Source organism: Chamaesiphon polymorphus CCALA 037 (assembly GCF_003003845.1).
GTDB lineage: Bacteria > Cyanobacteriota > Cyanobacteriia > Cyanobacteriales > Chamaesiphonaceae > Chamaesiphon > Chamaesiphon polymorphus.
The window spans coordinates 1-5,145 of sequence record NZ_PVWO01000432.1 but is presented as its reverse complement, the minus strand read 5'-3'; the positions used below and the strand labels follow the sequence as shown (position 1 = coordinate 5,145).

Genomic DNA, 5,145 nt, shown 5'->3' with positions numbered 1-5,145 from the left:
GTGTACGCTAGCACCATTCCGACTACCGTCGCCCAGACTCCGTAAGGCCGTTGTTGGGCATTGGTCATGTGTAATACTCCAAAGCAGAGCGATGATAGCACGATCCCGATCGGATCTAGCCCGAGTGCTGGTAACATGACGCCCCTAAATAATAATTCTTCACTCAACCCTGGTAAAACTCCCAACCACACCATATCGGGGATAGCCAGCGGTTTTAATACCATTGCCAAATAAAAATCTGCACTCTCCCGATAAACATCCCACAGCGCATATACGATCGCGCTCAAACCTGTCAAACCCAATCCCAGCGCAATTCCAAACCCCAAATCGATCGCGCTAAAAGAGATCGGACGCAACTGTAACTCGCTCAGATACAACCACAGTTTCGCCACCCCAAATAACAGGATAGAAGTGACTGCCATAGCAATTAAAATCTGATTCCGCGACAAGGGTTCGATGTCTGGATTGGGTGGGTTACTCATGGGTGAATGGGTGAATGGGTGGATGGATGGATGGGTGGATGAGTTTTCATACCACCAAATTTGCTCTATGGGGACTTCTGGTGCGATCGAAATCCTTCGCCATCACCCCGCCATCGCCTCCGGCTCCCCTCTTCCAGCTTGGGAGAGTGGCTTGCTCCTGCTCCCTCCCCTTTATAAGGGGAGGGCTGGGGTGGGGTAACACAAACTACGCAGCAACTCAAATAACTTGTCGGTATGCAATAGCAGCTTGGGATGCGAAGGCGGGGTGAGGGCAAGAAGTGAAGAACTCGTACATTCTTAAACTTACGGGCATTCCTGGAGTCGATCGATTTGCGGTCGAAAACTATCGAGACTCATGCCAGCTCGATCGACGGTAATGACACCGATCGCTTCTAAGTACGATTTTACCCCAATCGATTGAATCCTGACGTCCTTGGGAGTTACGGCCATTCGCGTCTGATTTTCGGCTACTGTAATAATTTTAGCGCGTGAGGATCTGGCAAAATTCAGTAAGCCACTCCCACCACAGGCAGATTCGGGGATAATGACCGCATCGACTTCATCCTGCCAAATGCCCGCACCTGAGGCTGTCGGGGTGGCGATAAATTGTGGCGCGCGGCTCAATCCTACCAAGACACAGGGTAGGAAGGTATAACCCAGCTCCTCCGCCGCCGAACGTGGTGAAATCTCTGGATCGATCGGGAGTGGGGACAAGGCTGGCGCGTGAGCGCAAGGGACTTTAAAGGTACGCACGACGAGGTGACTGATGACTGCTTCGGCTCCAGCTAAGGGATCGACGCCGACACCATGGCGGTAATCGTGAAGGATCGTTGCCCCCGGATCGTCGGGAAATCTGGCAATAACGGCGATCGCATTAGCTCCAGCTACAGAGATCGACTTATCTACCGCTCGTAAAAGACTATCCGGCTGCTCGATCGTCCCCCAGGAGGCTCCAGAAGCGGCTGTACGCAGCTCTACGCCCAAGGGTTGGTCGGTAACGACATAATCGACTAAATCTAGCCCTAGCGTCGCTCTAGCCGCATCTGCGGCTTGTAAATGTCGCACGCGCAAGTCATCGGGAATCGCTCGATCGAACACGATCCCGACTTTATTGCGCCGTACTGCTTGCAATCCCCAAGCACCCGCAGCAAATCGATCGAGTGCGTAACCCTCAACGTAGAGCGCATTGGGCATACTCCAATATAATTGCGCCCCATTCATCACATTTGGATGGGTAATTAAGCGATCGCAACTTGCAGCAACCGCTCTGGCGATCGGCAAAGCATCCCCTGCAAACCCACCCATCGCCGCACCGATACCCGTGGGGACGATGAGCACTACTGTATAAGGACTGGACATAACTCGTGTGGATCTTAGATAGCGGCTGTGTCCATCATCGAGTAAATTCCCGCTCGATTCAACCCCAGTCGCTCGATCGAGTCGTCAAGTGTTCGAGTACTACGCTGAGTTGCCAGAGATTGAGTAGCGATGTTTTCAACCCCATAACAGCGAACTATTACTCGATCCCGCGTCGCATTATCCCTATAAACCACGCATCTGGTAAGAGCTTGCGTAAGCCCAGCATGAAGCCTGCATTACCACCAGCCGGATAGCGGAGTTTCCATGTGCCATCGGTGGCGGCGCGATAGATGGCTTGGGCGGTTACTTCTGGTGGCGAACCCTTGCTACCAGCTTCGTCCATTTTCGGTAAAGTCCGATTGATGTATTCATCGTAGACAGTTAGTCCAGCTTTTTTGGCAACGGAGATCGATCGACTGTAAAAATCGGTTTTAATGGGGCCAGGTTCGATAATTTTGACCTTAATATTAAACTGCCGCAGTTCGTATTGTAATGATTCGGAGAAGCCTTCTACCGCCCATTTAGTGCCATGGTAAGGACTATAGATCGGAAATGCCATCCGTCCGCCAACCGATGCAACATTGACCAAAATGCCCTGCTGACGGAGCCGAAAATGCGGCAAGATCGCCCGCGTGACTTCCATTAAACCAAAGACATTCGTCTCGAATTGAGCGCGAATATCGGCCATCTCACAAGCTTCAAATGCACCGATCAGGGCATAGCCAGCATTATTAATGACAACATCGATCGTCCCAAATTGGGCGATCGCCCGATCGATTGCCGCAGAAATTGTCTCTACTTGAGTGACATCTAATGGCAAGCACAGGACATTTGGCAGATTGGCTAGTTCGGGCGATTTTTCAGGCGATCGCATGGTGGCGACTACGTTCCAACCTTGTTGCTGAAATAGTTGTGCCGTGGCTCGTCCAATCCCAGTCGAGGCACCTGTGATTAGTACTGTTTTGGTCATGGCAGATAATTAAATTAATTGAGAATTGAGAATTGAGAATTGAAAATTGGGTTTTTAGGATGGGGCTTTAAACCCTGCTTATCGTTAATTGATGAAATAGTTGTACCGTAGATCGTCCGATTTCAATCGCAATAATGGCGTCAGATGCTCCGATAGGAGGAGAATCACCCATCCGCTAAATTCCCCATTTCAGGTGGATTGTTGTGAGGGTGGGGTTTAAATCTACCCTCACAACCCAATTATCAATTATCAATTGTCAATTATCAATTTATTTAACGATTCGCATACTCAAATCTAGCCAGTGCGATCGAGTAATCGGTGCGCTAGTGGAGATATAATCCACGCCAGTCTCAGCGACTTGTCGAATGGTGGTGAGGGTAATATTCCCCGATGCTTCAATTTTAATGCGGGGGTTCGCAGCACGAATCATTGCCACTGCTTGTCGCATCAGATCGGGCGGCATATTATCGAGCATGATAATATCGGCCTGACATTCGATCGCTTCGGTGACTTGCTCTAGCGATTCGGTTTCGACTTCGATCGTCAGTGGATATGGCATGGCTCGACGGATGCTGTCGATCGCCACGCTAATTCCACCCGCTGCTGCAATATGATTGTCCTTGATCATCACGGCATCATCCAATCCCACGCGATGATTGACGCCGCCGCCGACAGTAGTCGCGTATTTTTCCAGCAGGCGCAAACCAGGAGTAGTTTTGCGAGTATCGACCAATTGAGTCGGTAAATCAGCGATACATTCGACATATTTATTTGTAGCCGTAGCGATGCCACTCAGCCGCATCGTCAGATTCAAAGCCGTTCGTTCGCCCATAAGCAAAGTAGCCAGATCCGCAGTAATTTCGGCGATCTGCTGTCCCAGCGTACAAGCGGCTCCTTCGGCAATTAACGGCTCGAATTTAGCTTGAGGGTTTAAAAGTTCAAAAACTCGTTTGGCAATGGGCAGCGCGGCAATTACACCCGTTTCCTTGGCAATCCAGGTAGCTGTTGTTACCCGATCGACATTGGGTAAACCTTGAGTACTGCGATCGCCGCGACCGATATCTTCTTGGAGCCATTGACGTAGATGCGAATCGAGGACGATCCAGGGAGGAAGAGTTGGAGCCATTTAAGGTTGAAGAAGATCGGTTTGATGAGGTCTTTGCTCGCAAGCTAGACCTAGCCTATTTAGCTTAGGCGAACATCGTCATTTTATCATTGGCAGATTTCCAATAGTCTCGATCGTTAGCTCGATGCGATCGTCAGAGCTTCAATAATTTGGGAAATAGTTAGTAACACGCAGTGCAAATGTAATAAATATAGCGCGATCTATTTCAATGTTGGAGCGATCGATAAATGACTCTAGCTGGTAAAAAAAGAATTCAAAGCTATATTTAGATGGTTAGATAATAAAATTACGATATCGAAAAATCTCTACACCAATCGATCGCAGCTTGGCCGAACTATCGGCGATCGCTTCATATGACTATCCATTAAGAATGTAAGTAGGAGTGAATAGTTAAAGGGACTAGGCGGGACTACTAGAAACCATGCGGGATAGCTAATTCAGCCTTTTTACTACATCTGTCACGAAAACTTTTAGCCATCACTTACAGTTTTGAATCAAACCCGCCCTGAGAGCTATGTATGTCTTGTAGCAAAAACTCATTTCGCAAGAGTTGCGTAGTAGTATGAAAAGTTCAAACTTTCTACATTTATAATACAAATGGCTATTTAGTTGCCATTCAAACTAATAACAACTCAGCCAAACTAATCAGGTTGAAAATAATGATTGTGATATAATAGATGTATATTAAAACCTTATCGCGGGTTTGGTGCTGAAACACCGAAAGCTCCACTGGGACTAACCTGTAGGAAGGTCAACATGTCTGTTATACATTTGTTTGAAGGTCAAGAAGTAAGATTTGTTGGAATTTGGGAGAATCCTGAGTGGATTGCGGCTGATGTTTGTGTGATTCTGGGTATTAAGGAAGCACCTAGTTCAATGAGGGATTTTGATGAAGATGAAGCTGGCATGTGTACTATGCAGGTCAGGTCTGAAAATGGTGTGGAGCAAGCGAGACAGGTGTTGACAGTCAAAGAGCAGGGGCTATACCGCTTGATATCGATGTCCCGCAAACCATTAGCAAAACAGTTCCGAAAGTGGATGTTTGGAGAAGTACTTCTAAGCATTCGCAAAACTGGAAGTTACTCGATCGCGCAGCCGCCACAGCCAACTCTAGAACCGATCGATCTACTGAGAGGATGTTTGAAAAGTGGGGAGGTGGGTAAAAAAGCTCACAAGAGCATAAGCTACGAATAGAAAGTAAGTAGCAA

Annotated in this window: 5 protein-coding genes; 1 reads left to right on the top strand and 4 read right to left on the bottom strand. The window is 48.1% G+C overall.

Going from position 1 to position 5,145, the window contains the following annotated elements; genetic code table 11:
* From C7B77_RS23635 to nadC, 4 genes are all read right to left on the bottom strand, one after another.
* A partial coding sequence (locus C7B77_RS23635) for a CPBP family intramembrane glutamic endopeptidase (protein WP_106310702.1) occupies nucleotides 1-482 on the bottom strand: 482 nt, incomplete at its 3' end.
* Between the two features lie 303 nt (nucleotides 483-785).
* Nucleotides 786-1,841, bottom strand: a complete 1,056-nt coding sequence (locus tag C7B77_RS23625; protein ID WP_106310698.1) for a DUF3326 domain-containing protein — start codon at nucleotides 1,839-1,841, stop codon at nucleotides 786-788.
* 157 nt (nucleotides 1,842-1,998) lie between these two features.
* Entirely contained in the window at nucleotides 1,999-2,811 is an 813-nt protein-coding gene (locus tag C7B77_RS23620) for an SDR family oxidoreductase (protein ID WP_106310696.1), read from the bottom strand.
* Nucleotides 2,812-3,079: 268 nt separating this feature from the next.
* Nucleotides 3,080-3,937, bottom strand: coding sequence for a carboxylating nicotinate-nucleotide diphosphorylase (nadC, locus tag C7B77_RS23615; RefSeq protein ID WP_106310695.1), 858 nt, complete (start codon nucleotides 3,935-3,937; stop codon nucleotides 3,080-3,082).
* 756 nt (nucleotides 3,938-4,693) lie between these two features.
* On the opposite strand from nadC, the gene C7B77_RS23610 reads away from it, so the two are divergent.
* Nucleotides 4,694-5,131: a BRO-N domain-containing protein gene (locus C7B77_RS23610; protein ID WP_106310693.1), complete on the top strand. Its 438-nt coding sequence runs from the start codon at nucleotides 4,694-4,696 to the stop codon at nucleotides 5,129-5,131.
* Nucleotides 5,132-5,145 lie beyond the last annotated feature (14 nt).